This window comes from Nocardia sp. NPDC020380 (assembly GCF_044386975.1).
Taxonomy (GTDB): Bacteria; Actinomycetota; Actinomycetes; order Mycobacteriales; family Mycobacteriaceae; genus Nocardia.
Genome location: NZ_JBIRVQ010000023.1, coordinates 1 through 25,275 on the forward strand (window position 1 = coordinate 1; position 25,275 = coordinate 25,275).

A 25,275-nucleotide genomic window follows, 5' to 3' on the forward strand; every position below is an offset into this window, starting at 1 on the left:
CTTCGTTGTAGTTCTTGGACATCGGGTAGATCTTCTCGCTTTCCCTGGTCTGAGACCAAGATCAAGCGTGTCCACTACCCGGGGTCAAGGCCCTTGCTATCGCCGCCGACTACGACTTGTCGCAGTGGAAGGTGAAGCAGCTGGCCAAGCTCTACCGGGCCGACTGTGATCGGAGAGCCCACCAGAACCAGCTGACCCTGTTCGGCTGAACGCTCCGGACATAACCGAATACCAACTGAATACCGATCAAGCGGAGTCCGTGCCTGTTGAGACCAGGCACGGGCTCCGCCCTTTTTCTATCAGGTGAGCCTGCCGACATCGACACCGGACCACGCGACAGCCCCGACGCCAGCGATTCGCGGAAGGGTGGGGTGGGGGCGCGTGGAGGAAGCGGGCAGGCCCCCGCCTGCCCGGCACCCTGTCCGTCTCGGCACCGCAGAGGCTCCCGACCGAGGAGGAATTTCCCGATGCCGGGCCGCCGGGTAGGTACCGGCCACCGCGGGAAATTCGTCCTCGGTCGCGGAGGGGCGGTGCCGTTAAAATCACGCGCCCCCACCCCACCCCGGACGCGACGGGCACTCGAAACCGGACCCCGTGCCAGGATGTGCCCGACCAGTCCAGGTACCGAAATCGGTTGTTGATCAAGCTGATCCGGAAGAAGAAACCCGTGTCAAAGACGCAATTTTCGTGACCCCTGAGGTACGAAACTAGTGATTCTCTGACCATCTCGCGAAAAAACTGGTGCGGAACGTGAGCAGATCGGTTATCTAGTTCGGACCTAGTTTGATACCCCCCGACACGCAGACCGACCTGCGGTGATGGTTGCTCCCCTCACACAGATCACCAAGTACACACATCAATGTGTACTTGGTGATCTGTGTGAGGGGAGCAGGTGAGTAAGTGAGTCTGTGTGTCGGGGGAAATCAGTAGGTAGAGAAAGGGTTTCAGGGGGCGAAGAGAAGTGGTTACGTTGGGTAATGAGCGTTGCTGTTGAGCAGGTGGTGGCGTTCGGTGACGTGGGGTGCGTACGTGACGGTGACGTAGGCAGTGCGGTCCGGAGCGCTAGCGCGGTAGTCGCGTCCGGTGTGAGGAGTTGCGTCGGGGTGGGCGAGTCCGGTGGGACTGGTTGTGTTTGCCGGTTCGGTGCTGGGTCAGGTCTGGAGGTGCTGTGCGGCTGGTGGATTCCCTGGGCGCGCGCCGCATGCTAGCCGCGCCGCCCCTCCGCGACCTAGGACGATTTTCCGCGCGGCGGATGCATATCAAAGTGGCTTTGGGTGAACGGAAATTCGTCCTAGGTCGGGAGCCTCTGCGGCGCGGCAGGCAGGCGTTGAGGGCAGGCCGCGGGGCCTGCCCCACGAGAGCGCGGCGCGCGCCCAGGGAATCCACGCTCTCGCGGGCCTCCCATTACCGTTGACACGTACGTGTCAAAACCGTTGGGCCGCCGGTTGACACGTACGTGTCATAGCTCCCGGAAGGAACCCGGAGACCATGACCGACTCCGACACCGTCACTGGCCTACTTGTCACCGCAGTGGAAAACGCCTGGGCAGCAATCCGATCCCTCCACCCCGACGTACCCGATGTGGTGCTCACTGTAGGGGCCGGATCGATTAGCGGAAGCGACGTGACCCTCGGACACTTCGCTCCGAACCGATGGGTCCGTGGCGAGTACGAATTGCATGAGTTGTTCATCGGAGGGGAAGGGCTTCAGCGTGGCGCGGTCGACGTTCTCGGTACCTTGCTCCACGAGGCTGCGCACGGCATTGCAATGACGCGCGGGATCAAGGACACCAGCCGCCAAGGCCGTTGGCACAACGAGCGATACCGCGCGCTCGGCGAAGAGCTCGGGTTGACCTTGACGCATCATGATGAGATCGGGTGGTCGCTCACTGCCGTGCCGGATCAAACTCGGTTGCTGTATCGCGATGAGCTAGAAGAGCTGGCCTGCGCGCTGGTGGCTTACCGCCGTCGCGAGCCGGGCCGAGATCGTGGACGCAAATCCAGTAACAACGGCCTATCCGCCGAATGCGACTGCGGACGTAAGATTCGTGTTTCTCGGACCGTATATCAAACCGGACCGATTCTCTGTGGGATCTGCGGAGGAGCCTTCGAGACCGAAGGATAAATGCTCTCAGGCCACAGTAAGTCGGAATAATGGAAGGCCCAGTGGAGGCTGAGTCTGATTTTGTTGAACGTTGGTGCGCAATAGTGACGGCTGAATTTATTCTGTGTTAGGTGCCGATCCAAAGAATTAATTGCTCACGGCACGCCCAATCCGCCATTCATGTGAGCAGAAAGAAATCGTCGCTGTAATAGATTGACAAAGTCATACGTACATGTGAGCTTTTCAATTTCTTCGGTAGTGATAATGAGAACCGCCATCCCTCTGGCGATCGCACCAACTCCCAGTCCATGTGCGCTTGTCAAAGATCGAGCATCTCCGGTTATTCCGCTCGCGGCGATGAGAATTCCTACTTCGACACTTCGGCTCGCGAGAATATTGATGAAATATCCAAGAGTGGAGCTGTCGACTGGACTGCTCCAGTTCTTGCATTCCACCAAGACTATGTTCGGCAAAGCATACAGGCCGAGCTGATGTTTGCCATTGCATACGCCTAGATCAACTTGCTCGGTTCGGAAGTAACTGATTCCGTTCCGCTGTGTGAAACAGCCGGGAATTGATTCGAATAAGTACTCGGCCAATGTTTCGTAGGCTTTGCCTTGCGAATCCGTGTCGGTAGCGGTGTCGGCCGCAAGCAAGTGGCGACGCACTTCGAGGGGATCGAGGTCAGTCATTGGCGATGCACCATCTGATTGCGAACTCGGATCAGATCCGATTCGAGATTTCCGTCCGAAAGCGCATCTAGAAAATTGAGAAGCCCGATTGACTGGATTCGGTAATCAAGAAGCAGCCACGGTGCCGTCTGTTCGACCTTTTCCGTCTCGGAATCGGAGTCCAGGTAGAGGACGAGCCCCATCGTTCCGCCGGCCCTGGAGAGATAACGCATCAGTTGTTGTTCGGGGGAACCATATCGGCGTCGCTTTACCTCGACGGCGACCGTCTCGCGTAGTTTCGGATACGTGAATACAAAATCGATTCCGCTATCGCTTCCGTCAAGGTTCTCCTGAACGGTGGCTCCATCGTTTTGAAGGAGTTCAGATAGAAGGCGAACGATCTGTTGGTGGCTTGCATTTTTCTCTGTCGCAGTCTGCCACGCCTTGTCAAGAAGGTCGGTCCAGCGCTTCTGAGATTCAGGGTCGTCTTTGGACCAATGTGAAATCGGTGGCGATGATGCGCGCATTGAATCGTACGACGACCAAAGGATATCGTTAACATCCTGATTCGAAATGCGTTTCATGAACAATCCGAGATGCAGATTCAATGCTTCTTCATTGTCCAATTCGGTCGTAACGGTTGTGAGATCATCTAAGGCTATAGGAAGCTCGCCGCCGGGCTCAGCTAGAATAATAACGGGGATACCTCGTGCGGCGAGGATGCCGATTTCGATAAATATTGCAGCCTTGGCTCCGTCAAAGTTTCGAGAAGCAGTGGGAACGACTGCGATTCCAAAATCGATTCCTTCAAGCGGGCCACCAAGAAGCTTGATTCCTGCTCCGAGGTCGGACGTCGTGTCTACCTTGACGCCATGGCTGAACAAGACTCCATGCAGAACCCGCAGATTGAGTGGGGTTGGTGCCATGACTAGACAACGCATAGGCAAATGATACCGAGCATTATGACCTTGGTCACCTCATTGGAACAGTTACAGATCACCGAGGTTGAGCCCGCGAGCTTCCTCGGCTGCACGGGCTGCGGCAGTGGACTTGGTATAGCGGTCAATCATGTCTCGGGTGCTCCATCCGGCGACGGCCATGAGGCCGCCTTCGGTTCCGCCAGCACCGAGCCAGCGGGACGCACCCGTGTGTCTAAGGATGTGTGGGTGGAAGCCTTCGATGCCTGCGAGCTGGGCGCGGTATGTGAGGGTGGCGTAGAGGGCCTGGTACGTGAAGCCTCTACTGCGTTCGCCTAGCCAGAGTTTGGGGGAGCCTGCGAGGCGGTGGGAACGACGGGCGCGGATGTAGCGGTCTAGGGAGCGGCCGGTTTGGAGGCCGAAGGGGACGATGCGGCCCTTGCCGCCCTTGCCGCGCTGGACGGTGACCAGGCCGCGGCGGACATCCGTGTCTGCCAAGGCGATATCGGCGCATTCTCCGGCGCGCATCGCTGTTTCGAGCATCAGTCGGATGATGGCTTCGTCTCGGCGGTCGCGGAAGTCCTTGCCCTGGCAGGCTTTCAGTAGTCCCTTGATCTGGTCGTCGGTGAGGGCGGGGATGACCTTCTCGTCAAGCTTGGGGGGCTTGAGGCCGAGCAGGGGATCGGAGTCCAACTCGTCTTCCTCGACGAGCCACACCGAAAAGCGGCGGAGCGCAAGTTGTCTCGCTCTTGCGGTCGACGGTTCGAGGCCGGATGCGAGTAGGTCGGCGACGAACGCGTTCACCTGGTGGCGGTCGAGGTCAGGTGGGAGACCTTCAGCTGTGCACCAATCGAGGTAGAGGCGGACGCCGTACAGGTAGGAATTGACCGTGTGCTCAGATTTCCGTTCGGCCCGCAGTGCTAGCTCCCACGAGGGCAACAGCGTGGCAAGGTCGATCGTATGTTCGATCGCCATCCCACTATCTTGACTGAAAGCTCTGTGCTCTGCCAGAAAACAAAGATTGGGCCCCAAAGCTGCAGCTCAGGGGCCCAATCGATGGGAATCGCTAATCCAGATAGTCGCGCAAGACTTGGGAGCGGCTGGGGTGGCGCAGCTTGCTCATGGTCTTGGACTCGATCTGGCGGATGCGTTCGCGGGTGACGCCGTAGACCTGGCCGATTTCGTCCAGGGTGCGGGGCTGGCCATCCGTGAGACCGAAGCGGAGGCGGACTACGCCCGCTTCGCGCTCGGAGAGCGTCTCCAGGACCGACTGCAATTGGTCCTGGAGAAGGGTGAAGGACACCGCGTCTACGGCGACTACTGCTTCGGAGTCTTCGATGAAGTCGCCGAGTTGGGAGTCGCCTTCGTCGCCGATGGTCTGGTCCAGGGAGATGGGCTCACGGGCGTACTGCTGGATTTCCAGCACCTTTTCGGGCGTGATGTCCATTTCCTTGGCGAGCTCTTCGGGGGTGGGCTCGCGGCCCAGGTCCTGGAGGAGTTCGCGCTGGATGCGGCCGAGCTTGTTGATGACTTCGACCATGTGCACCGGGATGCGGATGGTGCGGGCCTGGTCGGCCATGGCGCGGGTGATGGCCTGGCGGATCCACCACGTCGCGTAGGTCGAGAACTTGTAGCCCTTGGTGTAGTCGAACTTCTCGACGGCACGGATCAGACCGAGGTTGCCTTCCTGGATGAGGTCCAGGAACGCCATGCCACGACCGGTGTAGCGCTTGGCCAGCGACACGACCAGTCGCAGGTTGGCCTCGAGCAGGTGGTTCTTCGCGCGGTTACCGTCGCGCATGATCCACTGGAAGTCGCGGCGCGACTGCACCGGCAGCTTCTCACCCTTTTCGGCGAACTCGCGCAACTTCTCCGTGGCGTAGAGACCGGCCTCGATGCGCTTGGCGAGCTCGACCTCCTCCTCGGCATTGAGCAGCGCGACCTTGCCGATCTGCTTCAGGTACGCGCGGACCGAGTCGGCGGAGGCGGTGAGCTCGGCATCCTTACGGGCCTGACGCAGCGCCTCGGATTCCTCTTCGTCCCAGACGAAATCGCCGGACGCCTTGTCCTTCTCGGAAGGCTCTTCGGCTTCCTCGGTCTCTTCGGCGGCCTCGGCGGTCTCGCCCTCTTCCTCGTCGTCCTCGACTTCGACCTCGAGCTCGTCGTCGCCCAGTTCGGCGTCGTCGATATCGATGTCTTCGAGGTCCAGCGACTCTTCCTCGAGGCCCTCTTCGGCTTCACCCTCGGCACCCGGCTCGCCGGCTGTCTTGGGTGAGGCCTTCTTGGCGGCGACCTTCTTGGCGGTCGCCTTGGTGGCCTTCTTGGCCGCGACCTTTTTGGCCGCGACTTTCTTCGCCGCGGCCTTCTTGGCCGGGGCCTTCTTGGCGGCAGCCTTGACCGGCCGTGCTGCGGTGGTGTCTGCTGAGTCGGCGGCTTCGGCCGAGTCGGCGGTCTCTCGGGTATTCGTGGCTACCACGTACGCCCTTTCGTGACGGTCTCGTGCGGCGTCACGCCAGAGTGATCATCCGGCGGAGCGGTTCTGTCGGGGGGTATACCGGCTCTCGTGCCGGTGTCGGTTCCGGCTCACCGCCGGGCTTGTTCCATTGTAACGATCGAACCAGGGTGCTTATGGCGCGATACCGGCAGACACGGCCATGGCGGCTCCGACGATGCCCGCTGTGTTCCGCAATGTCGCCGGTACCACGGGGGTTCTGTTGGTGAGCAACGGAATCCATTCCTCGTAGTCACGACTGATGCCGCCGCCCGCCACGAAGACGTTCGGCCAGAACAGATTTTCCAGCGCGACCAGGACCTTGCTTACCTCCTTCGCCCACTTGTGGTAGCTCAAACCGTCCCGCTCCTTCACCGAGGAAGCGGCCCGATGCTCCGCCTCCTTGCCGTGCACGTCCATATGCCCGAGTTCGGTGTTGGGCACGAGCATGCCGTTGTACATCACCGCCGAACCGATACCGGTACCGAACGTGAGCAACATGACCAGCCCGGTGTGTTCCATCGCGGCGCCGTACCGGTCCTCGGCCAGCCCGGCCGCGTCGGCATCGTTGAGCACCGTCACCTCGCGACCGCCGAGCGCCTGCGAGAACAGTGCGCGCGCGTCGGTGTCGACCCAGCCCTTGTCGATATTGGCGGCGGTGCGGACGACGCCGCCGATCACCACGCTCGGAATGGTGATGCCGACCGGGCCGTCCCAGCCGGCCTGCGCGACGATCTTGGCGACCGTCTCCGCGACGGCCTTCGGGGTGGAGGGCTGCGGAGTCGCGATCTTGATGCGGTCGTGCACGAGTTCGCCGGTGGTCAGATCGACTTCGCCGCCCTTGACACCGCTACCACCGATGTCGATACCGAACGCGTGCCCCGCAACGGACATGACGACTCCTCGTTCTCCCTGATCAGCTGTGTCGTTCCCGACAAGCCTAATGCGCGACGCGCCGGATCTGTGCTGCGATGGGCCTCGTGCCGGAATCTGATCTCAACTCCACCCCGCTGAAGTACTCCGACAACCCCGACACTTCCGACGTGGCCGAACTGCGCCGCGTCGCCGTGCATCTCGCCGAAACCGCCGCTGACCACGTACGCGCACGCCGTCCCGAGGTCTTCGGATCCGGTGCGCCGGTCGACGACGCCGTGCAATCCAAGAGCACCCCGACCGATCCGGTCACCATCGTCGACACCGAAACCGAACAGCTCATCCGCAAGCTGCTCGCCGATCTGCGGCCGGGCGATCTCGTGGTCGGCGAAGAGGACGGCGGCAGCCTCTCCGGCGATCCCGACCACGTGCACTGGGTCGTCGACCCCATCGACGGCACCGTCAATTTCGTCTACGGCATCCCCGCCTACTCGGTCTCGGTGGCCGCGGTGCGCGGCGGGCGATCCGTCGCCGGCGCGGTCGCCGATGTCGCGCACGGCGTCACCTACAGCGCCGGACTCGGTCAGGGCGCCCACCGTGCCACGCCCGGCGGCGAGCCGATCCCGTTGCGCTGCAACGAGATCGACTCGGTGTCGATGGCTCTGGTGGCGACCGGATTCGCCTACGCCACTCCGCGCCGCACCCGGCAGGGCGAACTGGTGGCCCAGTTGCTGCCGTACATCCGCGACATCCGGCGGATCGGCTCGGCGGCCCTGGATCTGTGCATGGTCGCCGAGGGTCGCGCGGACGCGCATTACGAGCACGGCCTGAACCTGTGGGACTGGGCCGCGGGCGCGCTGATCGCCGCCGAGGCGGGCGCGCAGCTCAGCCTGCCGGCGCCCGAATCGCCGGGATCCGCAGGCGAATTGGTGGTGGCCGTCGCACCCGGCATCGCGCCCGAATTTACCGGGTTGCTCGAGCAACTCGGTGTCACCACCCCTATCCCGGCACAGTGATAGCGGGCTAGACAACCCGCGCAACAGAATCGCCGCGCCCGATGGGCGCGGCGATCGTCGTCGAACGGGTTATGGGGTTGTCACCGAACGGATTTCGCCCGGCGCAAGATCAGCACTGGGCGTGTCGCGCCGCGTCGAGCAGTTTGGGGTCGATGGCCGGCCCATTGCCGGGCGCCGGGTTCTTCAGCGACTTCAGCACCTCTTGAGCATCCGTATCGGGGTTCAGATCACGGAAGAGTGAACCCAGCACCAGATCGACCGTGTCGTCCTGCCGCTGATCCTCGATGAGCTCGGCGCACGGCATGACCAGCTGCACGGACGCCGCCGCGGGCCGCCCGTTCACGCCGAACCGGATCTGGCCCATGCACTCCAGATCGCCGTTCACGTAGACGGGGTCGTTTGCCGCCTGAACGTCCGGTGCGCTGGCGAAACCCAGGTCGCCCAACTCCGAGGCCACATGCGCCGCCTGGCCACGCTGACCGTTCGCGTTGTAGACGCGCACCTTGGACGCCGCGAGGGCGGCAGGCTGCACGTCACGCAGCCGCGATTGCCCCACCCGCTGGCCCAGCGGCGCCGGGGCGGGCGCGGAGGTGTTGGCGGCCGGGCTGGGCGAGTTGCAGGCCATGGCGCCGGTATCACCGGTGGTCGTCGTGAGTGCCTTGAACCACACCCCGACGCAGATGAGCGCGATGACGCCCACCATGGCCGCCCATGGCTCCCACCGCCGTCGGGTGAACGGGCGGCCTTTCGGATCGGTCGGTTGCCCTTGGGTGATGAGTGAAACCACGGACACACTCTACGAAAGCGCGGCGGTCACCGCGTGCAAGGCGTCGGCAAGTCCGCCACGCCGGGCGCGGCGCGCCTCACCGGTATCCGCCTGCGCTGCACCAAGATCGCAGTTCACGCCCGTCCGGGCCGCGAAACGCGAGGCGAAGGTCACGATAAGCAGCGTGAAGATCTCGGTATGCGCCACGTAGATCTCAGCGAGTTGCCTCGTCGGTGACGATTGACCCTCAGTTTCGACTCGTGAGTGTTTTGATTGCGACTTTTGACCCGGGGTCCGCTATTGTCTGGCGGCCCAGATCGTACAGCCCGGGTGAAACCGGGGTTCGATTTCGGGAACAACAAGGGCATGTCCTGCGTTGACCGAGCGCGATCCGGTGCGGATGAGGAGTGTCCGGCCCGGATCTGTGACCGGTGTACGCGTGACGTACACCACGGGCGGGGCGGAACACGCCGTGCCGATTCCCCGTTGAGGGGGTCGACACCGGGTGGGCCGGTCCGGGATATACGGAGTAAGGACGAGGGGAAGACGACATGGCAACCGACTATGACGCACCGAGGCGTAGCGAATCCGATGATGTTTCGGAGGACTCGCTCGAGGAGCTGAAGGCTCGTCGCAACGAGGCCGCGTCCGCCGTCGTGGATATCGACGAATCCGATACCGCGGAGTCGTTCGAGCTTCCCGGCGCGGACCTGTCCGAGGAAGTTCTCTCGGTCCGGGTCATCCCGAAGCAGGCCGACGAGTTCACGTGTTCGAGCTGCTTCCTGGTGCACCACCGGAGCCGACTGGCCAGTGAGTCCGGCGGTCAGCTGATCTGCATGGACTGCGCCGCGTAAAGCGCAGTCCGATCAACCGAATTCCGTCAGCCCGCGCTCGGTACGCCGAGCGCGGTCAGGACTTCCTCGGGTCGCCTCGTGCTGACAAGCCAGTACGGGGTGGGGTCATCCGGGTCATCGAGAACGAGCAGGACCATCGGGCCGATCCAGGCCCGATGTTGGACGAAGGCGGCCGGGTCGAGCTGACGACCCAGCGCCGCGCTCTTCGCACTGACCGGCACTCCCGCACCGCGCTTCACGAAATTGACGGGCAGATGCGCCCGGTCCGCGCGAAGTTCCGGGGTGCCGGTCGAGTCGCGAACGACCTCCACGCGATGGCGGGAGAACCAGATCAGCACCCAGACGGGGATGGGGAACAACAACACGTAGGGCAGCCACGCCCGGATTCCCGGTGCGCCCATATGAATTTCGGCTGCGAGCAGGCCGGTCACGAAAAGCCCGACGGGCCACCACCACAGCGGCACCCATAGGCGCTCTGAGTAGAGGGGCGCAGTCTGCTGCTTCGGTTCCTGGGTCACCTGAGGGGGCTGGTCGGACACGACTTCAGACTAGGTCAATGGTCGCGGGGGCGAACGCGTAGGCTCGGCCTACGTGACCGGTATTCCACCTATTCCCCTGCTGCGGCTCGATCCCGGCATCCCCGTACCTACGCGCGCTCACGAGGGCGACGCGGGGGTGGACCTGTGCACCACCGAGGATGTGATCATCGAACCGGGGGAGCGGAGGCTGGTCGGCACCGGCATCGCGGTCGCCCTTCCGATCGGGACGGTCGGTCTGATTCATCCGCGGTCCGGCCTGGCCGCCAAGCACGGCCTTTCGGTCGTCAACACCCCCGGCACGGTCGACGCCGGCTACCGGGGCGAGATCAAGGTGTGCCTCATCAATCATGATCCGCGCACAGCCGTCGAGCTCCGGCGCGGTGACCGCATTGCCCAGCTGCTGGTGCAGCGCGTGGAGCTGGTCGATTTCGTCGAGGTGAACGCGCTCGACGAAACCGCGCGCGGCGCAGGAGGATACGGATCGAGTGGTGGGCACGCCAGCCTGATCGCCCAGCCTGATGGGGCGGGTCAGGCGACCGGCAAGGAGGCATGACGATGGTGTTCGGACGCAAGAAGAACAAGGGCCGCGACGACGGCGAAGAGCCGCAGTACGAGGACGAGTACACCGAGTACGACGAATACGACGACGAGTACGAGGACACCGAATACGACGAAACCGCCTACGCGGACGACGAATTCGAGGACTCGGACTACGACGACGCCCCCGTCGCCGCCGGTGACCGTACCGGTCCCTACGACTACGAGGACGTCGCCGACAACCTGGAAACCGTCGCCGAACAGCGTCTGGACCTCGGCTCGGTCATCGTCCCCGTGCCGCCGGGCGGGCAGCTGCAGGTCGAGATGACCCCCGACGGCACCCCGCAGGCCGTGCACCTGGCCACCCAGCACGGCCGCATCACCGTCGCCGCCTACGCCGCCCCCAAATCGCCGGGGCAATGGCGTTCGGTGGCGGCCGATCTCGCGGAGACCCTGCGCAAGGACGGCGCCCAGGTCGCGGTCACCCAGGGCCCGTGGGGTCGTGAGCTGCACGCCGTCACCGAGGGCGCGGACCTGCGCTTCATCGGCGTGGACGGCTACCGCTGGATGGTCCGCCTGGTCGCCGCCGGCCCGTCCGGCGCGGCCGACGAGAACACCCCCTTGGTCGCCGCCGCCCGGGCCATCCTCGGCGAGACCGTCGTCCGCCGCGGCGACGAGCCCCTGCCGGTCCGTGAACCCCTCCCGGTGGTCCTACCCCAGGAGCTCGCAGACCAACTGGCAGCCGCCCACCAGCAGCAGCTGGCGGCCCAGCAGCAGGCCGTACAGGCCCAGCTGACGGCCATGCAGGGCGGCCAGCCCTACCAGCCCGCCCCGCAGAACACCGAACCCCGCCGTGGTGCGGAAGGTTCGGCCATGCAGCAGCTCGGCCTCAACTAGCCGAAGACATACGGCCTCGCCCCACCGGGAACTCGGCGGGGCGAGGCCGTTTGCTGTCCAAGGAGATTCGCCCGCCCTGTGTGGCCGGGCGTTGTCGGACAGCCTCGATGCACGGTGGGCGGGCTGTACCCGGCCGCTCGCGCGCGTCGGTCGCGGGAGCTTCCTGCCGGTCAGGAGGTGGCGGCGTGGCGGGGGAGGTTGATGCCGCGGAGGCCGAGGATGGCCGGGTCGGCGCCGAGTTCGTCGAGGGTGATGCGGTGCAGGTCGGCGTGGGGGATCAGGGCGGTCCAGCGTTCGGCGACGGCGATGGGGTGTACCGGGTCGTCGATCGCGCCGACGATGGAGACCGGGGCTTGTATACGGGCCAGGACTTCCGGTTCGGGCCAGCGGTAGGCGGCGGCTTCCTCCAATGCGGCTGGGAGGTCGGGCCATTGGGAGCGCCAGGAGCGGGTGAGGGCCTCGGCGAGCCAGGGCGGGCTGGAGGCCCGCATGCGGTCGATGACGGCGTCGAGGCCGTCGGCGCGCAGCTGGGCGGCGGTGGCGGCGGCGCTGAGGGCCGCGGGGCAGCCGGTGGTGTCGGCGCCGGTCCAGGCGGGCAGGGCGGCGACGACGGCGGAGACCGAATTCGGGTGTTGCGCTGCCCACTCGATGGCGACGGCCGCGCCGAGCGAGATGCCGGCGATGAGCAGTGGCCCGGAGCGTGCGGCGGTGGCGAGGGCGGCCCGGTAGCTCGCGATCACCCGGTTCGGGTCCGGGTCCACCGCGAGGAACGGCAGATCCAGTGCGGCGCAAGCGGATCCGAAGGCGCGGCGGGCGAAATGGGCGTCGGAACCGGTTCCGGGCAGTGCGACGGCGACGGCCGGGCGCGCCGGGAGCGCGACGGCCGGGCGGGCCGGGGCGACCGCGGGATGGGAGAGATCGGGCACCCGGTCGAGCCTACTGAGGGCGAGTCACGCGTGGCGGGGGCAGGTCGGCCCGTTTACAGTGGCGGGGGTACGGCCACAGCGATCGTGTGGGAAACCCACGCGGCGGGTGGGAAGAACCAACGACGTGAGACCCACGCCGTCTTGCTCTACAGGAGAGCGTGCGACATGCCATCCGCGGCTGGGAAGGATTTCCCGTCAGGCTATTTCCGGCGATTGACCCGCCGGTTGACAGCGGATCTGGACCACTTGGACGCCGAGGAGCTGGCCGAGACCTCCGAGGCGTCGGGCGCGTGCAGAGCGTCGGAGTGCCGGCGCGGCGAAGAGGTCACCATGCTCGGCAGATTGCGCAGCGTCGAGGCCTGCCCGAAATCCGCGGGCGCCGAGATCGAGGCGGAGTTCTTCGACGGCACCGACAGCGTGACCCTGGTGTGGATCGGCAGGCGTCGCATTCCGGGAATCGAGCCGGGGCGTCGTATCCTGGTCCGCGGCCGGGTCGGTGAACGCGACGGCGGCAAGGTCATCTACAACCCCTACTACGAACTCCGTGAGAATTCCTGACGCATGCCATTTCCTGCCAGCAGCAACGACGAGGGCCGCGGGCCCGACGAGGTTCCGGGTCGGCCGGGACGCCGTGTGCATGTCGATCCGGACGCACCCACCGAGGTGCATGCCACCCTGCGTGACGATCTCGCGGCGCTCGAACGCCAGGCGCTCGGTCTCGACCCGCTTCCGCCCGAGGACGACGAGGAAGCCGAGGACGAGGTCGAGCAGACCCTGCTCGAGCAGATGGGCGGTTTCAGCGGCCTGATCTACTCGTCGCTGCCGGTCCTGGTGTTCGTGCCGTTCAATACCTGGCTGGGCCTGACGGCCGCGATCTGGGCCGCCCTGGGTGTCGCGACCGCGATTCTCATTTGGCGGCTGGTGCGCCGCGGCCCGATTCAGCCCGCGATCTCCGGTTTCCTGGGTGTGGGCGTGTGCGCGCTGATCGCCTACCGGGTGGGTGAGGCCAAGGGCTTCTTCCTGTTCGGCATCTACGCGAGCCTGGTGTACGGCGGCGCGTTCCTGCTGTCGATCGTGGTGCGCTGGCCGCTGGCGGGTGTCATCTGGGGTGTGCTGAACGGGCATGGCACCGAATGGCGTTCGGATCGCCGGGCCATGCGGCTCTACGATCTGGCGACGCTGGTGTGGGCGGTGGTGTTCGGCGCTCGTTACCTGGTGCAGCATCACTTGTACAACGCCGACAGCACCGGTCTGCTGGCCGCGGCCCGCATCGGCATGGGCTGGCCGTTGACGGGTGTGGCGTTGCTGGTGACCATCTGGGCGGTCCGCAAGGCGGGACACTCCCCGTCGAAATCGGAAGAGTCGGCCGAGTCCGCCGCCTGATCGCCGCAAAACCCTTCGACCAGCGCCTTATCGCGCTGTGCGCGCGAAACGTAACACCTGCGCGCGAAATGGGTGGCCACAGGGGGTGTGATACCCACCCCTGGGGTGCCTATTGAGTGGCCTCGGTTCCTAGCACGATCTTTCTCAGAAGCTACGGAGAAAGGATCGCGGAGTTGGTTACCGACGGTAAGGCAGTGGCATCGCAGGATCGTGGCGAGGGTCGCGGTGCGGCGGTGCAGGCAACGGCCTCACGGCGGCACCCGGCGGGGCGGGGGCCCAAGAGCACAAGCGTGGCGACCTCCGAATCGCGGCGCGCCGCAGAGCAGTTGGAGAAGCTGATCGGCCCGGCCGCCGCCGGTGACCGGAATGCGGTCTCGGAGATCCTCAAGATCGTCTACCCGCTGGTGCGCCGCTACTGCGCGGCCCGCATGAGCGGCGCGACCCACCTGCACGTGGCCGCGGACGATGTGGCACAGGAGATCTGCCTGGCGACGGTGCAGGCGATCCCGCGCTATCGGGATCAGGGCAAGTCGTTCCTGGCGTTCGTGTACGGCATTTCGGCGAACAAGGTGGCCGACGCGTTCCGGCGGGCGCAGCTGCACCCGTCGTATCCGGTGGCGGAGTTCCCGGATCAGCCGGGCCTGGAGGCGGGGCCGGAGGAGCGGGCCATGGCCTCCGAAACCCGGCGTGCCGCCAGCGAACTCATGAAGGTGCTGGCGCCGACCCATCGCGAGGTGCTGGTCATGCGCATCGTGCTGGGCTGGACGGCGGCGCAGACCGCCGAGGCCATCGGCACCAGCCCCGGCGTGGTGCGGGTCATGCAGCATCGGGCGCTGAACAAGTTGCGCGCGGAATTGCGGGCGGCCTCCTGAACGGGCGGGCGCACAGATGAATACGAGAGATGCGGGCCGGACGCGACGAGCGTCCGGCCCGCATCAGTGTGATCCAGGTCAGGCGGAGCGGCCGAAGCCGTTGACGCCGAGGGCCTTTCGCAGGTCGTCCTCGGCCTCGACGGTGGTGACGAACAGCAGTTCGTCCTCACCCTCCAGCGGGTCGTCGGGCTGGGGCACGATGACCCGGCCGCCGCGCAGGATGGTCACCAGGGAGACATCGCGCGGCAGTTTGAGCGTGCGAACGGCCTTGCCCGCCAACGGCGTATCGGTGGGCAGCGTGAGCTCCACCAGGTTGGCCTGCCCCTGCCGCAGGGTCATCAGCCGCACCAGATCGCCGATCGACACCGCCTCCTCGACCAGCGAGGCCAGCAGCCGCGGCGTCGATACCGCGACGTCCACGCCCCACGAGGAGTCGAACAGCCACTCGTTGCGCGGATCGTTGACGCGCGCCACGACGCGCCGGACGCCGAACTCGGTCTTGGCGAGCAGGCTGAAGACCAGGTTGGCCTTGTCGTCGCCGGTGGCGGCGATGACCACCTCGTAGGTTTCCAGGTCCGCCCCTTCGAGGGTTTCCAGTTCGCAGGCGTCGGCGTGCACCCAGACGGCGGCGGGGGCGATGGTGGGGTCGATGTGGTCGAGGCGGCGTTCCAGCAGCATGACCTCGTGCCCGCCGCGGAGCAGTTCCTGGGCGATGGATCGGCCGACGGCGCCGGCGCCCGCAATGGCTACCTTCATGATCAGTCCTCGCTCGCGGGGGGATTACCGGCCAGGGCGACGGCCTCGCCGACGCTGCCGGAGGTGGCGGCGATGTAGACGGTGTCATCGGCTTGCAGCAGGGTTTTCCCGTTGGGGAGCATGCCCTGCCCGAAGCGGATGAGGAAGGCGACGCGGGCGCCGATGGCGCTCTCGAGGGTGTGGACGGGGCGCCCGTACCAGTCCTCGTGCAGGACGAGTTCGGTGACGGCGACGGTGCCGGTGGGGTCGCGCCAGGTGGTGGTGGATTGGTCGGCGACCAGACTGCGCAGGAACCGGTCGGTCGTCCACGGCACGGTGGCAATGGTCGGAATGCCGAGCCGCTCGTACACGGCCGCGCGCTTGGCGTCGTAGATGCGCGCCACGACGCGCTCGATGCCGAAGGTCTCGCGCGCCACCCGCGCCGAAATGATGTTGGAGTTGTCGCCGGAGGAGACCGCGGCGAAGGCGCCCGCCCGTTCGATTCCCGCGCGGGTCAGCACATCCCGATCGAAGCCCACACCCGTGACGCAGAGCCCGGGGAAATCCCGGCCCAGCCGCAGGAACGCACTGGAGTTCTGGTCGATGACCGCGACATCGTGGCCGACTCGGACCAGGGCGCGCGCCAGCGAGGAGCCCACTCGCCCGCACCCCATGATCACTACGTACACCGTCGAACCCCATTCCCGAAAACCGTGGTGTGCGGTCTGGTTGCTGCTTGCCGAAATCCCAGCCGGGTGGCAACCGTACCGTCCGAGTGTTTCCCGAGGCATTTTCCCCCTCAGGTGGTGCATCAAACCGATTCTGCCCTCCCTTATGCTGGCTGAAGTGTCGAAGTTGACGACGGCCGCCAAGCGCATGGTGGTGGGCCGCCCTTTCCGTAGCGATTCCCTCGGGCACACTCTGCTGCCCAAGCGGATCGCGCTTCCGGTCTTCGCCTCCGATGCCCTGTCATCGGTGGCCTACGCCCCCGAAGAGATCTTCCTGGTGCTGTCGGTGGCCGGGCTGTCCGCCTACGCGTACGCGCCGTGGGTGGGTGTCGCGGTGGCCTTGGTGATGGCCGTGGTGGTCGCCAGCTACCGGCAGAACGTGCACGCCTATCCGTCCGGTGGCGGTGATTACGAGGTCGCCACCAAGAACATCGGGCCGACCGCCGGCCTGGTCGTCGGGAGTGCGCTGCTCGTGGATTACGTGCTCACGGTGGCGGTGTCGATCTCCTCGGCGGCCTCCAATATCGGGTCGGCGGTGCCGTTCGTCGCAACGCACAAGGTGTTGTTCGCCGTGACGGCGATTGTGATCCTGACCGCCATGAACCTGCGTGGCGTGCGTGAGTCCGGGACCATGTTCGCGATTCCCACCTACGCCTTCATGATCGGCATGTTCATCATGCTGGTGTGGGGTTTCACCCGCATCGGGCTGGGCCATCAGGTGCATGCCGAGTCCTACGGATTCGGGTTGAAGGCCGAGGACGAGCATCTGTTCGGGCTGGCGCTGGTGTTCCTCATCGCGCGCGCGTTCTCCTCCGGCTGTGCCGCGCTGACCGGTGTGGAGGCGATCAGCAACGGGGTGCCGGCGTTCCGGAAACCCAAGTCGCGCAATGCCGCCACCACGCTGCTGCTGCTCGGCTGCATCGCCGTCTCGCTGTTCCTGGGCATGATCGTGCTCACGCAGAAGGTCGGCATCGTGTACGCGCAGCATCCCGCCGACCTGATCGGCGCGCCCGCCGGCTACGAGCAGAAGACCCTGGTGGCGCAGCTGGCGGGGGCGGTGTTCGCCGGGTTCCCGGCCGGGTTCTACTTCATCACCATCGTGACCGCGCTGATCCTGGTGCTGGCGGCGAACACCGCGTTCAACGGGTTCCCGGTGCTGGGATCGATTCTGGCGCAGGATCGCTGGCTGCCGCGGCAGCTGCACACGCGCGGGGACCGGCTGGCGTTCAGCAACGGCATCATCTTCCTGGCGGGTGCGGCCATCGCGTTCGTGGTGCTGTTCGGGGCCGAGGTGACGAAGCTCATCCAGCTGTACATCGTGGGCGTGTTCGTGTCGTTCGTGCTGAGTCAGACCGGCATGCTGCGGCATTGGACGCGCTTGCTGCGCACCGAGACCGAGCCGGCGCAGCGGCGGCGCATGAAGCGGTCGCGGGTGATCAATGCCATCGGCCTGACGCTGACGGCGACCGTGCTGGTGATCGTGCTGGTCACCAAGTTCGTGGCGGGCGCGTGGATCGCCATCGTGACCATGACCGCCATCTTCATGCTCATGAAATCCATTCGCCGCCACTACGACACGGTGGCGCGGGAACTCGACGAAACCGATTGGGACGGTGTGCTGCCCAGCCGCACGCATTCGATCGTGCTGGTGTCGCGGCTGCACATGCCCACCCGGCGCGCGCTCGCCTACGCGCGCGCCACCCGGCCCGACACCCTGGAGGCCATCACCGTGAACGTCGACGAAGCCGATACCCGCAAACTGGTGCGGGAATGGGAGGGCAGCGATATCGCGGTGCCGCTCAAGGTGATCGAATCCCCCTACCGTGAGATCACCAAGCCGGTGGTCGATTACGTGAAACGCGTTCGCAAGAACGCCCCGCGCGATGTGGTGACCGTGTTCATCCCCGAATACGTGGTCGGGCACTGGTGGGAACACCTGCTGCACAACCAGAGCGCGCTGCGCCTCAAGGGCCGCCTGCTCTTCGAGCCGGGCGTCATGGTGACCAGCGTCCCCTGGCAGCTGAACTCCTCGGCCGGCCGCAGCCGCCCCGGCCGCATCGTCAACGCCCCGGGCTCGGTCCGCCGCGGTTTCGGAGATGAATCATGAGCCCCGGAAGCAACTGGCACGGCCAGACATTCGAGGTCCGCCTCGGCCCGCCCGGCCACGGCGGCTTCTGCGTGGCCCGCCACGAGGGCCGCGTCCTCTTCGTCCGCCACGGCCTCCCCGGCGAACTGGTCCGCGCCCTGGTCACCGAGGACCGCGGCGGCTCCTTCTGCCGCGCCGACGCCATCCACATCCTCGAACCCTCACCCGACCGCATCCCCGCCACCTGCACGGTCTCCGGTCCCGATGGCGCCGGCTGCTGCGACTTCTCTTTCGCCACACCGGAAGCCCAGCGCGCCCTGAAGGCAACGGTGGTAGCCGAGCAACTCCGCCGCCTCGCCGACTGGGAACCGGACTTCACGGTCGAACCCATCCCCTCCGGCCTCCTGGTCCCGACTGTCGTGGCGGCCCAGCACAATTCCCGCCACAACCCCGCCACCCGTCAGGCCACACCCGGCCGGCTCGGCGGCGTGGCAACCCGGCTCTCCGCATCGTTGACCGGTGCATCGACCGCCGCCGCAAGCAATGCAGGCATAGAGCACGAGGCCGCCCCAGCCGACCGCCGTGCGTCGGGCAGCCGGCGCGCGTCGCAGGCCGACACCGATCCCTCGGCGCTCGGCGAGCGAGCCGGCGACGCTGCGTCGGTAGGACCTTCGGCGGGGCAGGATGGTGCCTCGCGGGCGGAGGACATTGCCGCTTCCGGTGCTTCGGCATCGCATGCCTCCGCCGCGGTGCGACCCGAGCTGTCCGGTATTTCTGTATCCGGGGCCGCGGGAGACGCGAGTGTGGCTGGGGCCGCGGACTATTCGGGAGGTTGGCGGAGCCGGATGCGGCTGGTGGTCGATGCGGAGGGCCGGGCCGGGGTGCATCGGTACCGGAGCACCGACGTGATCGCGGATCTGCGCTGCCCGCAGCCCATCGCGGGGGCCATGGACGGGATCGCCGCGCGTCACTGGACTCCCGGAGCGGATCTCGTGGTGGCCGTGGACGGTGACGGGGTGCGGCACATCGTGGAGATCGCGCCCGCCGGACCGCAACTCGGCGATGATCGGCGCGGCACGAACCGTGGGCGGGGCGGTCGTAGCGGTGGTGGCCGGGGGAGCGCCGGGGATCGGCGGCATACCGCGTCGCGCCGGGCTGCCGCCCACAGTGCCCGGAGTGAGCGTGTGGTGGAGGGGACCGGGCGGGCCGTGCAGTATGTGGCGGGCCGTCGCTGGGAGCTGTCGGCGACCGGGTTCTGGCAGCCGCATTTCGGTGCGGCGCAATGCTATTCGGACGTCGTGGCAGAGTGGTCCGATGCTCGTCCAGGCAGCTTGACCTGGGATCTCTACTGCGGTGTGGGTGTTTTCGCCGCCCGCCTGGCCGATCAGGTCGGGCCGGAAGGCCAGGTGCACGGCGTCGAGTTCTCGCGGCCCGCGATCAGTGACGGCCGCGCCTCACTCGGCGATATGCCCTGGGTGGATCTGCGAGCCGAGCGCGTCGAGCGCTGGATCACCGAACAGCCCTCCGCGGCACCGGATGTCGTGGTCCTCGATCCGCCGCGGGCGGGCGCCGGTAAGGAGGTGATCGCCGCACTGACCGAACGCGATCCGCGGCGCATCATTCACATCGGTTGTGATCCAGCCGCTTTCGCCCGCGATCTCGGCCTCTACCGGAACGCGGGCTATCAGCCGCGCGAGCTACGCGTCTTCGATGCGTTCCCCGCGACGCATCATGTGGAATGCGTGGTGCTGCTGGAGCGCTGATGGCGCGTGCCGGTGCGGCGTCGTTGGTCTGGTTGTCGCTCAATGTTTGCCAGTGGGAAACGGGCTGTGCGATGGGGAGTTTGGTCGTAGGCCAAGATGTTCACCCATGACTACGTTGTCCGACCCGACGCTCGCGTCGGTGGTGGAACTGATCTACGGCGATCAGTCCAAGTTTCACTCGCTCGAGGGGTTGCTGCTGGGCGCTGATCTCAAGCGGCCGGAGTACGAGGTCCCGCTGTGGGTGAACGCGGACAGTTATTGGGGGCGGCTGGTCACGCCGGTGTATGGGGCGCGGCTGGCGGCGTTGAACGGTGATGCCGAAGCGGATCGGGCGCTGCTGAGTCTGGTGGAGTTGACGGTCGAGCGGTTTCTGCAGGGAGAACTGCTGGAGCGCAAGCATCTTCCGATCTGGGTCGGTGAGCTGCGCAGTGAGCTGCTGGCCGATGGATACCGGCTGAAGATCGGGCGGGTCGGCAACGGCTTGCAGGAGGCGGCGGTGCGATGTCGCCTCAAGCCGACGGCCGAACTCCCGGTGCGGCTGACCGAACGGCTGGCCGTGCTCGAGACCGAACTCGAATTGCGCGGCCAGCAGACGCCGCTCGATCATCTGCGGGCGGCGGCGAAACACTATGAGAAGGGCCGCTTCCCGGCGTGCGAGAAGCGGTTGCGGACGGCGCTGGAGCATCTCACCGCGTATGCCGCCGGCACCAAGGAGATGGACAGCACACGGAATGTCCGTCACCTCGTCGATACCGGCCGCCTGGACATCCCCGCCGCCGCCCGCTTCCTCTACGACCTGCGGTCCATGACCGACAAGGACCCGCATCCGCATCGCACGCGCGCCGATGCCGCCCGATTCCGGCTGCAATTGACCGTCATTCGGGCGTCGACCCTGTTGACCCGCCTGGACCTGTGACCCGCCGGGTCAGTTCAGCTGCCAGGTGACCCGGATGTCGGCGGAGAGTTCGCTCTCCCCGAATTCGAGGGGGATCGCGGCGCCCTCGGCCGGCATTGCCTTGGCGGCGAACGCGATTCGCGGCCGGGGTACGTGCACGTCGGAGGTGTTCTCGGTGATCTCCAGCACCGCCCCGAGGGTGCGTCCGGCGCGGTGCGCATACTGTTCGGCCTTGCCGAGCGCGTGATCCCACGCCGCGTCGCGGGCCGCCACGAGCAGGCTCTCCTCATCGGCCACGCCGAGGGTGAGCCCGCCGAGCCGCACATCGTCGCCACCGGCTTCCACGGCGTGCGCGATGATCGCGGCGGGTTCGGCGCTCGCGCTCTTCCCGGATCCGGAGGGCGCGGCGATATTCCGCAAGGTCACCGTCAGTGCGGTGCTCGCCACATATCCGACGAGCCGTTCCCGGTTCCCTTCGGTCCACACCGTTTCCGACCGCACGGACAGCCCGGTGGTGGTGATGTCACGTCCGGGCACGGCATCCCCGCGCAATGCGGCGATGACCGCGTCGGCGCGTTCCCCGGCCTGTGAGTAGGCGAGAGCGACTGTGTCCGCGCGGGTTTCGATGGAGATGGTGACCCGCATGAGATCGGGTGCGGCGCTCGCCCGCCCGGAACCGAACATCGTTATCGTGCCGACGGTTGCGTCGCTGACGGGCACGGGGCATCCTCCTCGATCGGATCGGGCATAACGCCCCGATGCTACCGACGCCACCAATCCCGCCAGTCCCGCCGCGCCGACCAGCGCGGATGGGCGGTCAAGCGCGGCCGGTGGGCCGTAAGGGCCAGGGCCGGACCCGTTCCAGCGCGGCGCCGATGTGGAATACCGTGGCGTCGTCGTAGGTGCGGCCCACGATCTGCAGACCGGTGGGCACACCGTGGCGGCCGATTCCCGACGGCACGTTCAGCACCGGGCAGCGGCTCGCGATATTGAAGACCGGAGTGAGCGCGGAATCCAGGTAGTGGTCGAGTGCGACGCCGTCGATCGAGAGCTCGGCTTCGACGAAGTCCTCGCCCGCGGGGAGCGCGGTGACCCCGGTGGTCGGGAACAGCAGCGCGTCGTAGCGTTCGAGCAGTGCGCCCAGTACCGCGTAGATCTTGCCTTCGAGTTCGAGCCCGGCATAGAAATCGCCGGGTCCGATCGCGGTATCGCGGGCGAAGGCGAGGGCGTACGGGGTCAGCAGATCCCGATGCGTGGCGGCGATTCCCGCGACATAGGTGCCGAAGATCGCCCCGAAATGCGCGAACATCGCACGCCGCACCTCGGCGACCCGCAGGCCGACCTCGATCTCCTCGACGATCGCACCCGTCGCGCGCAAAGCCTCGGCCGCCGCACGCGTATTGGCCGCGATCTCGGGTTCGACCACCCAATCACCGAGATTGGGCGCGTAACCGATCCGCAGCCCCGACACCTCGCCGAGTTGTTCGGGGATGAGCACTTTCGGCCGTACCGACGCCACATCGATGGGATGCGGCCCGGCCATGACGTTTTCCAGCAGCGCGCAGTCGGCGACCGTGCGCGCCATCGGCCCGTCGTGGCAGTAGTGATCGAGGTTGAACGGCGGCAGGCCGGGCACGCGCCCGTAGGGCGGTTTGAATCCGACGGTCCCGGTGGCCGCGGCCGGCAGCCGGATCGATCCGGCGATATCGGATCCGGTGGCGAGGACCGCGGTACCCGCCGCGAGTGCGGCAGCGGACCCGCCGGACGATCCGCCGGGGGAGTAGTCCAGGTTCCACGGATTACGGGTGATGCCCCACCGCCGTGATTGCGTGAATATGGCGCAACAGAATTCGGGTGTGGTGGTGCGCGCGTGAATGATGCCGCCCGCGCCCAGAATCCGCTCGATCGCCGGATGCGTGACATCGGCGACCTGCTCGCCCAGCGCGAGCGAGCCCTCGGAGCTGATGCGCCCGGCGATCGGCTGCTCCTCCTTGGCAGCGATCGGCAGCCCTTCCAGCGTCCGCGGCGAACCACCTGCGCCGTAGGCGATTTCGGCCTGTTTCGCCTGCGTCAGCGCGTCCTCGAAGGTTTGTTCCGCGAACGCGTTGATCTCGGGCTCGACCACCTCGGCGCGCGCAATGACCGCCTGCATCAGTTCAACCGGAGACAATTCCCGGCTGCGGAACAACCGCAGCGCCTCGGTCGCGGGTAGGTAGGTCAGGTCGTGGTCGGTCATCGGAAAGCCGTTCTCGGTCAAGGTCGGAAGTAGGATTCCGTGGCCGGTCAGATGCCGCCGTGGGCGGCGAGCGCGCGGACGGCGGCGTCGGCCTGGGCGTAGGCGGCGGCCGCGAGTCGTTCCAGCAGGGCGAGTTTCACTTCGGGCGCTTGGCTGGTGAGCATGTCGAACTTCTCCGGCGGCAGCACGGCCAGCCGCACGGTCGTCTCGGCGTAGACGTCGTTGGCGAACTTCACGCCCGCGAGCAGCGAGATCTCACCGAAGGACATGCCCGCCGACAGCGTGGTGATCCGATGCCGCCGTCCCGCACGGTCTTCGAAGGTGATGCGCACCCGCCCGTCGAGGATGAGGAACAGTCCCGCGCGGGCGCTGCCGCGCGCGATGATCCGTTCGCCCCGCGCCACCGTGCGGGATTCGAATTCCTTTGCCAGTTGCTCACGTTCGTCATCGGAGATGTCGGCGAGGGCGGGATGTTCGACCACCGTGCAGGCCGCGGGCGGCAGTACGTCGGGTGGCCGGTGCAGGTCCACCACGATCTGTTCGGACCATTCGGTGGCGGCGTCGCGGTCGATGAACACCCGCCCGCGTGGGTCGTTCGGGTCGAGGCTGGAGACCAGGTGCCCGAGTTTGCCGTCCGGGTCGACGAGCGCGACCCGGCACCCGGCCGCGGCGAGCTCGTTCTGCAGATCGTCGAGCATGCGGATGGCGATGGGACTCACCTCGCCCACCTCGCGCAGATCCAGCACCAGCGCCTCGAGGTCTTCATCGGTTTCCTCCACCGCGCGCACGGTGGATTCCGCGCCTGCGAAGAACAAGTCGCCGTGCAGTTCGAAGATCCGCGCATGGTGTCCGTACTGACGCAATAGCGCCAATTCGTCGGCGTCGCGGCGCAACCGGGACGGTGCCTCGGACACGGAGTAGGCGGCCCGAATGGCGGTGTGCGCGGCGCGGGTCACGTGCAGGAAGTGCAGTCCGAGCCGGCTGGACAGTTCCCGGCAGGCCCGTACCCCGCGCACGCTGCTGCCGTGGGCGTCGAGCCGTGGCGAGTAGACGGCGATCCCGATCTGCCCGGGCAGTACCGCGAGAATGCCGCCTCCCACACCGCTTTTCGCGGGCAGTCCGACGGTGGTCACCCAGTCGCCGGCGGCGTCGTACATGCCGCAGGTGGTCATGACCGACAGCACTTGTTCGACAAGGGGTCCCGACAGCGCGCGTTCGCGGGTCAGTGGATTCACGCCGTTATTGGCCAGCGTGGCGGCCATGAGGGCGAGATCACGGCAGGTGACGTCGATCGAGCACTGCCGGAAGTAGCGGTCCACCGCCTCGTCCGGGTCGATATCGATGATTCCGGCGCCGCGCAGCAGGTACCCGATGGATCGGTTCCGGTATCCGGTGCGGGCTTCCGAGCTGTAGACGGCTTCGTTCATGCGCAGGTCGCGTCCGGCGAATCGGCTGTAGCTGCGCCGGATTCGGGCAAACCGGTCGGCTGCGTCGCGCCCGGTCACCAGCGATGCCGCGGCTATCGCCCCGGCATTGATCATCGGGTTGCGCGGCCGTTGTGTCTTGGGGTCCAGACTGATTTCGAAGAACGGCTCCCCGGAGGGTTCGACGTCGATGCGCTGCGCGACTTCCTCGATCCCGCGATCGGCCAATGCCAGTGCGTAGGTGAAGGGTTTGGAGATCGACTGGATGGTGAACGGGGTGTCGAGGTCCCCGCTGCCGTACACCTGGCCGTCGGCGGTGGCGACGCACAAACCGAACGAATCGGGTTGTACCGCCGCAAGTTCGGGGATGTAGTCGGCCAGCGCGCCGGAGGTGTCGGCTCGGCACAGCTCGTACACCTCGTCGATGATGCGGGCCACGACACCGCCGGAGGGGACCACAGGGCAACTGTATCCGGGTAATGTGTGTGGGCAGCCTCACATCCGTGGCGGATGTCGCAGGTGGCGTTCTATTCCTGGCGTCGGGGGCCCCGGAGGTCTCCGTA

General features: G+C 66.4%; 25 protein-coding genes and 1 pseudogene. 12 read left to right on the forward strand and 14 right to left on the reverse strand.

Annotated features, from left to right (window positions below):
- Window positions 1-1,488: 1,488 nt before the first annotated feature.
- Entirely contained in the window at window positions 1,489-2,124 is a 636-nt protein-coding gene (locus ACH438_RS41860) for a hypothetical protein (RefSeq protein WP_397016010.1), read from the forward strand.
- Between the two features lie 134 nt (window positions 2,125-2,258).
- On the opposite strand, the gene ACH438_RS41865 is transcribed toward ACH438_RS41860, so the two are convergent.
- The 5 genes from ACH438_RS41865 to ppgK form a co-directional block, all read right to left on the reverse strand.
- Window positions 2,259-2,795 (reverse strand): restriction endonuclease, encoded by a 537-nt coding sequence (locus ACH438_RS41865; protein ID WP_397016012.1) that lies wholly within the window; start codon window positions 2,793-2,795, stop codon window positions 2,259-2,261.
- Window positions 2,792-3,700, reverse strand: a complete 909-nt coding sequence (locus tag ACH438_RS41870) for a restriction endonuclease (protein WP_397016014.1) — start codon at window positions 3,698-3,700, stop codon at window positions 2,792-2,794. Before ACH438_RS41870 ends, ACH438_RS41865 begins: the two co-directional genes overlap by 4 nt.
- Before the next feature lie 63 nt (window positions 3,701-3,763).
- Entirely contained in the window at window positions 3,764-4,666 is a 903-nt protein-coding gene (locus ACH438_RS41875) for a tyrosine-type recombinase/integrase (RefSeq protein ID WP_397016016.1), read from the reverse strand.
- A gap of 91 nt (window positions 4,667-4,757) precedes the next feature.
- Entirely contained in the window at window positions 4,758-6,167 is a 1,410-nt protein-coding gene (locus ACH438_RS41880) for an RNA polymerase sigma factor (RefSeq protein WP_397016018.1), read from the reverse strand.
- A 150-nt stretch (window positions 6,168-6,317) separates the two neighbouring features.
- Window positions 6,318-7,076: a polyphosphate--glucose phosphotransferase gene (gene ppgK / locus ACH438_RS41885; protein WP_397016020.1), complete on the reverse strand. Its 759-nt coding sequence runs from the start codon at window positions 7,074-7,076 to the stop codon at window positions 6,318-6,320.
- 77 nt (window positions 7,077-7,153) lie between these two features.
- On the opposite strand from ppgK, the gene ACH438_RS41890 reads away from it, so the two are divergent.
- Window positions 7,154-8,071, forward strand: a complete 918-nt coding sequence (locus ACH438_RS41890; protein ID WP_397016022.1) for an inositol monophosphatase family protein — start codon at window positions 7,154-7,156, stop codon at window positions 8,069-8,071.
- Between the two features lie 109 nt (window positions 8,072-8,180).
- Here the strand turns inward: ACH438_RS41890 and cei are convergent, their stop codons facing one another.
- Together cei and ACH438_RS41900 are read right to left on the reverse strand one after the other, a co-directional pair.
- Entirely contained in the window at window positions 8,181-8,858 is a 678-nt protein-coding gene (gene cei / locus ACH438_RS41895) for an envelope integrity protein Cei (protein ID WP_397016024.1), read from the reverse strand.
- A 9-nt stretch (window positions 8,859-8,867) separates the two neighbouring features.
- On the reverse strand, window positions 8,868-9,044 hold the full coding sequence (locus ACH438_RS41900; protein ID WP_397016026.1) for a hypothetical protein: 177 nt from the start codon (window positions 9,042-9,044) through the stop codon (window positions 8,868-8,870).
- 344 nt (window positions 9,045-9,388) lie between these two features.
- Between ACH438_RS41900 and ACH438_RS41905 the strand changes: the two genes are divergently transcribed.
- Window positions 9,389-9,691, forward strand: a complete 303-nt coding sequence (locus ACH438_RS41905; protein WP_397016028.1) for a DUF4193 domain-containing protein — start codon at window positions 9,389-9,391, stop codon at window positions 9,689-9,691.
- A gap of 26 nt (window positions 9,692-9,717) precedes the next feature.
- Here ACH438_RS41905 and ACH438_RS41910 read toward each other — a convergent pair whose 3' ends face one another.
- Window positions 9,718-10,230 carry a DUF3093 domain-containing protein gene (locus ACH438_RS41910; RefSeq protein ID WP_397016030.1) on the reverse strand — a complete coding sequence of 171 codons (513 nt, stop codon included), beginning with the start codon at window positions 10,228-10,230 and terminating at the stop codon, window positions 9,718-9,720.
- Between the two features lie 52 nt (window positions 10,231-10,282).
- Here ACH438_RS41910 and dut point away from each other — a divergent pair, with 52 nt between their 5' ends.
- Both dut and ACH438_RS41920 read left to right on the forward strand, forming a co-directional pair.
- Window positions 10,283-10,783, forward strand: coding sequence for a dUTP diphosphatase (gene dut, locus ACH438_RS41915; protein ID WP_397016032.1), 501 nt, complete (start codon window positions 10,283-10,285; stop codon window positions 10,781-10,783).
- 5 nt (window positions 10,784-10,788) lie between these two features.
- On the forward strand, window positions 10,789-11,664 hold the full coding sequence (locus ACH438_RS41920; protein ID WP_397016196.1) for a DUF3710 domain-containing protein: 876 nt from the start codon (window positions 10,789-10,791) through the stop codon (window positions 11,662-11,664).
- 170 nt (window positions 11,665-11,834) lie between these two features.
- On the opposite strand, the gene ACH438_RS41925 is transcribed toward ACH438_RS41920, so the two are convergent.
- Window positions 11,835-12,590, reverse strand: coding sequence for an alpha/beta fold hydrolase (locus ACH438_RS41925; RefSeq protein WP_397016034.1), 756 nt, complete (start codon window positions 12,588-12,590; stop codon window positions 11,835-11,837).
- A gap of 165 nt (window positions 12,591-12,755) precedes the next feature.
- Between ACH438_RS41925 and ACH438_RS41930 the strand changes: the two genes are divergently transcribed.
- From ACH438_RS41930 to ACH438_RS41940, 3 genes are all read left to right on the forward strand, one after another.
- On the forward strand, window positions 12,756-13,148 hold the full coding sequence (locus ACH438_RS41930) for an OB-fold nucleic acid binding domain-containing protein (RefSeq protein WP_397016036.1): 393 nt from the start codon (window positions 12,756-12,758) through the stop codon (window positions 13,146-13,148).
- 228 nt (window positions 13,149-13,376) lie between these two features.
- Window positions 13,377-13,973: a DUF3159 domain-containing protein gene (locus ACH438_RS41935; RefSeq protein WP_397016198.1), complete on the forward strand. Its 597-nt coding sequence runs from the start codon at window positions 13,377-13,379 to the stop codon at window positions 13,971-13,973.
- A gap of 290 nt (window positions 13,974-14,263) precedes the next feature.
- Window positions 14,264-14,845 (forward strand): sigma-70 family RNA polymerase sigma factor, encoded by a 582-nt coding sequence (locus ACH438_RS41940; RefSeq protein ID WP_397016038.1) that lies wholly within the window; start codon window positions 14,264-14,266, stop codon window positions 14,843-14,845.
- 78 nt (window positions 14,846-14,923) lie between these two features.
- On the opposite strand, the gene ACH438_RS41945 is transcribed toward ACH438_RS41940, so the two are convergent.
- Complete coding sequence (locus tag ACH438_RS41945; RefSeq protein ID WP_397016040.1) at window positions 14,924-15,601, reverse strand: potassium channel family protein; 678 nt, start codon at window positions 15,599-15,601, stop codon at window positions 14,924-14,926.
- Between the two features lie 2 nt (window positions 15,602-15,603).
- Entirely contained in the window at window positions 15,604-16,269 is a 666-nt protein-coding gene (locus tag ACH438_RS41950; protein ID WP_397016042.1) for a potassium channel family protein, read from the reverse strand.
- Window positions 16,270-16,426: 157 nt separating this feature from the next.
- On the opposite strand from ACH438_RS41950, the gene ACH438_RS41955 reads away from it, so the two are divergent.
- The 4 genes and pseudogenes from ACH438_RS41955 (at window position 16,427) to ACH438_RS41970 (ending at window position 21,073) form a co-directional block, all read left to right on the forward strand.
- Window positions 16,427-18,415: an APC family permease gene (locus ACH438_RS41955; RefSeq protein WP_397016044.1), complete on the forward strand. Its 1,989-nt coding sequence runs from the start codon at window positions 16,427-16,429 to the stop codon at window positions 18,413-18,415.
- Window positions 18,412-18,789 (forward strand): annotated as a pseudogene (locus tag ACH438_RS41960) (TRAM domain-containing protein); the annotation flags it as partial. The gene ACH438_RS41955 and the pseudogene ACH438_RS41960, both read left to right, overlap by 4 nt.
- Window positions 18,790-18,882: 93 nt before the next feature.
- Window positions 18,883-20,157, forward strand: a complete 1,275-nt coding sequence (locus tag ACH438_RS41965) for a class I SAM-dependent RNA methyltransferase (protein WP_397016200.1) — start codon at window positions 18,883-18,885, stop codon at window positions 20,155-20,157.
- A gap of 106 nt (window positions 20,158-20,263) precedes the next feature.
- Entirely contained in the window at window positions 20,264-21,073 is an 810-nt protein-coding gene (locus ACH438_RS41970; protein WP_397016046.1) for a hypothetical protein, read from the forward strand.
- Window positions 21,074-21,082: 9 nt separating this feature from the next.
- On the opposite strand, the gene ACH438_RS41975 is transcribed toward ACH438_RS41970, so the two are convergent.
- From ACH438_RS41975 to glsA, 3 genes are all read right to left on the reverse strand, one after another.
- Window positions 21,083-21,772, reverse strand: a complete 690-nt coding sequence (locus tag ACH438_RS41975; protein ID WP_397016048.1) for an SIMPL domain-containing protein — start codon at window positions 21,770-21,772, stop codon at window positions 21,083-21,085.
- 97 nt (window positions 21,773-21,869) lie between these two features.
- Window positions 21,870-23,288 (reverse strand): amidase, encoded by a 1,419-nt coding sequence (locus tag ACH438_RS41980; RefSeq protein ID WP_397016050.1) that lies wholly within the window; start codon window positions 23,286-23,288, stop codon window positions 21,870-21,872.
- A 47-nt stretch (window positions 23,289-23,335) separates the two neighbouring features.
- Entirely contained in the window at window positions 23,336-25,171 is a 1,836-nt protein-coding gene (gene glsA / locus ACH438_RS41985) for a glutaminase A (protein WP_397016052.1), read from the reverse strand.
- Between the last annotated feature and the right edge of the window lie 104 nt (window positions 25,172-25,275).

What these genes read in the sequence shown, in the direction of transcription:
- ACH438_RS41860 (WP_397016010.1), top strand. Translation starts at nt 1,489, where the DNA reads ATGACCGACTCCGACACCGTCACTGGCCTACTTGTCACCGCAGTGGAA.
- ACH438_RS41865 (WP_397016012.1), bottom strand. Translation starts at nt 2,795, where the DNA reads ATGACTGACCTCGATCCCCTCGAAGTGCGTCGCCACTTGCTTGCGGCC.
- ACH438_RS41870 (WP_397016014.1), bottom strand. Translation starts at nt 3,700, where the DNA reads ATGGCACCAACCCCACTCAATCTGCGGGTTCTGCATGGAGTCTTGTTC.
- ACH438_RS41875 (WP_397016016.1), bottom strand. Translation starts at nt 4,666, where the DNA reads ATGGCGATCGAACATACGATCGACCTTGCCACGCTGTTGCCCTCGTGG.
- ppgK (WP_397016020.1), bottom strand. Translation starts at nt 7,076, where the DNA reads ATGTCCGTTGCGGGGCACGCGTTCGGTATCGACATCGGTGGTAGCGGT.
- ACH438_RS41890 (WP_397016022.1), top strand. Translation starts at nt 7,154, where the DNA reads ATGGGCCTCGTGCCGGAATCTGATCTCAACTCCACCCCGCTGAAGTAC.
- ACH438_RS41905 (WP_397016028.1), top strand. Translation starts at nt 9,389, where the DNA reads ATGGCAACCGACTATGACGCACCGAGGCGTAGCGAATCCGATGATGTT.
- ACH438_RS41930 (WP_397016036.1), top strand. Translation starts at nt 12,756, where the DNA reads ATGCCATCCGCGGCTGGGAAGGATTTCCCGTCAGGCTATTTCCGGCGA.
- ACH438_RS41935 (WP_397016198.1), top strand. Translation starts at nt 13,377, where the DNA reads ATGGGCGGTTTCAGCGGCCTGATCTACTCGTCGCTGCCGGTCCTGGTG.
- ACH438_RS41945 (WP_397016040.1), bottom strand. Translation starts at nt 15,601, where the DNA reads ATGAAGGTAGCCATTGCGGGCGCCGGCGCCGTCGGCCGATCCATCGCC.
- ACH438_RS41970 (WP_397016046.1), top strand. Translation starts at nt 20,264, where the DNA reads ATGACTACGTTGTCCGACCCGACGCTCGCGTCGGTGGTGGAACTGATC.
- ACH438_RS41980 (WP_397016050.1), bottom strand. Translation starts at nt 23,288, where the DNA reads ATGACCGACCACGACCTGACCTACCTACCCGCGACCGAGGCGCTGCGG.